Annotated in this window: 4 protein-coding genes; 1 reads left to right on the top strand and 3 read right to left on the bottom strand. The window is 61.1% G+C overall.

Annotation, left to right across the window (positions count from 1 at the left end):
- Positions 1–393, bottom strand: a 393-nt coding sequence (locus tag AB4Z11_RS28935) for a YybH family protein (protein ID WP_442029274.1), incomplete at its 3' end; no start/stop codon positions are given.
- Between the two features lie 132 nt (positions 394–525).
- On the opposite strand from AB4Z11_RS28935, the gene AB4Z11_RS28930 reads away from it, so the two are divergent.
- The gene (locus tag AB4Z11_RS28930; RefSeq protein WP_442029273.1) at positions 526–1,428 is read left to right on the top strand and encodes an alpha/beta hydrolase family protein; all 903 of its coding nucleotides are present in this window, start codon (positions 526–528) and stop codon (positions 1,426–1,428) included.
- Here AB4Z11_RS28930 and AB4Z11_RS28925 read toward each other — a convergent pair.
- Both AB4Z11_RS28925 and AB4Z11_RS28920 read right to left on the bottom strand, forming a co-directional pair.
- Complete coding sequence (locus AB4Z11_RS28925; protein WP_442029272.1) at positions 1,425–2,066, bottom strand: GNAT family N-acetyltransferase; 642 nt, start codon at positions 2,064–2,066, stop codon at positions 1,425–1,427. The two genes, AB4Z11_RS28930 and AB4Z11_RS28925, sit on opposite strands and share 4 nt — an antisense overlap.
- 56 nt (positions 2,067–2,122) lie before the next feature.
- On the bottom strand, positions 2,123–2,644 hold a 522-nt coding region (locus tag AB4Z11_RS28920), incomplete at its 5' end, for a DUF488 domain-containing protein (RefSeq protein ID WP_442029271.1).

Raw genomic sequence — 2,644 nt, 5'->3', positions numbered from 1 at the left:
CTTGTCGGCGTGGCGATGGATCAGCTTCCACTCGCCGTCCTCGCGGCGGAAAATTTCCGTGACGCGGAGATTCATCTCGGTCTTTTCCGATTTGCCTTTCATCGCCACGTTGGAGCGCTGGATGCCGACCCAGTAAGCCAGAACACCGTCACTCGCCTTGTGCATGATGTCGAAGGCGTTTTCGCTGCCTTCGGCGAATGCATGCGAGCCCTGTTCGTTCGCCTTGTTGACTTCTTCAGCGCCTTGAACGCAGTCGCCCTTGGGTCCGAAGATTGTCGCAGGCGAAGTCGGCGTCGAGATTTCCTGCAGTGGGCGGTAGTCGCCATTGACGAATGCCGTTGATGCTTCTTCCCGCCGCTGCAGAAAATGCGGGAAGTCGAGAGATGTGCTCATGATGCCCTCCGCGTCGCTATCCGGCAGTGATGTTAGCGGAATGCGTCTGGCAAACGGCGCGCAGTTGCCCGATCTTGCTTTCTAATTTCTGAAATGCCAGAATCGCTTGCACACCTATCTGCGGGGATCTCCATGAAGCCATTGCAGCGCCTCATCTTTCTGTCCACCTTGATGCTGACCGCTTACAGCGTGCACGCTGTGACGCTGCCGCCGGCCGTCATTGCTGATCCGGTTCGCGATCAAAAAAATCCGCCGGCAAACAAGCAGCTGCTGATTCCTAGTGCAGGCGTGGGCATGAATGCCTTGATGATGAAGGCGTCAGGGGCCGGTCCGAAACCGACACTGGTGCTGCTGCATGGCCTGCCCGGGAATGAACAGAATCTGGATCTGGCGCAGGCAATACGCCGCGCCGGATGGAATGTGCTGACCATGCACTATCGCGGCAGCTGGGGATCGCCCGGCAACTTCAGCATCGAAGGCGCGATTGAGGATGCAGCGGCGGCCATGAGCTTCCTGCAGCAAGCGGAGAGCGCAGCCAAATACAACGTCGATCCACACCGTTTGTATATCGGTGGCCACAGCATGGGCGGCCTGGCCGCAGCGCTTTACGTCGCCAAACACCCCGACGCGGCAGGACTGGTGCTGCTCGATGCGTGGAACGCTGGCCTCGATGGCAAAGAGCTGGCCGAGCATCCCGACATGATGAAAGAGTTTGTCGCGGCTTTCGATGATCTGGGCAACAGCCTGGCAGGCACCGATGCTGAACATCTTGGCGACGAAATTAAACGGCACTCGGACGAGTGGAATTTGATCAATTACGCACCGGCACTGGCTGCCAAACCGGCACTGGTGATCGGCGCAGCCAAAGGAGGCGGCGAGCCGAACAAAAAGCTGGCTGACGCCATTCGCGCTCAGCACAAAGGCAAAATCACCAGCCTCACCATGGACACCGATCATCCATTCACCGACCACCGCATCGCCTTGTCAGCCGCAGTGGTAAGCTGGCTACAGCATCAGCCAGCGGCGAAGCCCTAGCACTGCGCTGGCAGCACGGCTGTAGACCACGGCGCAAGCAGCTGCCAGCCCAGGCTCAGATACAGGCCACGCCCCTCTTTCGTGGCCACCAGCAGGCGCTCGGTCGCCCCGGCATGTTTGGCCAGCTCGTCCAGTCTCTGCATGACGAGCGTGCCCAAGCCCCGGCGGCGGTGCGATTCCGCAGTGACGATCTGATCGAACACGGCGCATCCCTCATGCGTTGCAGTGCGGCCTGAGGCAGCCTGCTCTCCAGCTGCATGCAGCACGCGTACAAGCGTTGTGGCGCCGTCCTCCACGACGTCGATGCGATACCCAGACGGCAGTTCTGTTTGCCTGGATAGCGATTCAGGCCCGCGCATCAGATAGCCCGGGGCCTCCACCGTCCATCGCGCTGGCAGCGCAGTGCGTAGCACCTCAGGCTCAACCGCCGCCTTCAGATAGATGTGCGGTGCCTGTATGCGGTCGGCACAAGCCTGCAGCGCTGGCCCGGCATCCGGAAACACATAGCGGCGCAGCTGCAGCGGCATGCCCACTTCAACGCGCAATCCACCTTCTTCCCTGACAGGCAGTGGCACGCCGCGCGACAAACTCCAACCCGTCAGCCAGCGTTCCAGCAAGGGCAAATCGATCCCGGTCATACCCGCTTCTCTCTCGCTCAAATCTACCAGCTCGCAAGCCTAGCAGTTTTTGCAAGCTATTGCTGGGAACCCTCTTGCTCCGGCGGATAGGTAATTTGAAGGCCGTCGACCTGCGCGAATGGCGTGAGCTTGTGGGGGCGGCGCTGGCGCGCATCGATGATGTCGTCCACACGCACGCCGCGGACCAGTAAGGCGTCCGCCACCAGCGAACGGTGGCAGCGCCACGGCACCGCCTCCGCGCACATCAGCACGCAGCACTTTTCGCGGCCCAGCTCCTTGACCGTCTCGACGTTGGCCGCAAATTCTTCCGTCTGCATGTAGTCGGCATAGCCGCGGAACGATTCGTTGCGCCAACCTGCATTGGGAGAATCCTTGCGCGGACGACGCAGGCCGCCAAGGCCGCGCAGGTAACGGTACTCGATGCCCGCTTCGGCCAGCGAAACGGACAGCTGGTCCTGGCCGAACTGCGGATTATGGCGCGACTTTGGCACCGTACGGATGTCGAGCAGACAGGCGATGCCGTTCTGCCGCAGCAGTCCGATGAACTCCTCGATCGTACGGTTCGAATGGCCGATGGT

The sequence above is a fragment of the Pseudoduganella sp. RAF53_2 genome (genome assembly GCF_052113985.1).
Classification (GTDB): domain Bacteria; phylum Pseudomonadota; class Gammaproteobacteria; order Burkholderiales; family Burkholderiaceae_D; genus Rugamonas.
The sequence above is the reverse complement of the archived record's forward strand: the minus strand, read 5'-3'. Positions and strand labels throughout refer to the sequence as shown.

Coding starts and splice junctions, on each gene's coding strand:
- AB4Z11_RS28925 (WP_442029272.1), bottom strand. CDS start 2,066: ATGACCGGGATCGATTTGCCCTTGCTGGAACGCTGGCTGACGGGTTGG.
- AB4Z11_RS28930 (WP_442029273.1), top strand. CDS start 526: ATGAAGCCATTGCAGCGCCTCATCTTTCTGTCCACCTTGATGCTGACC.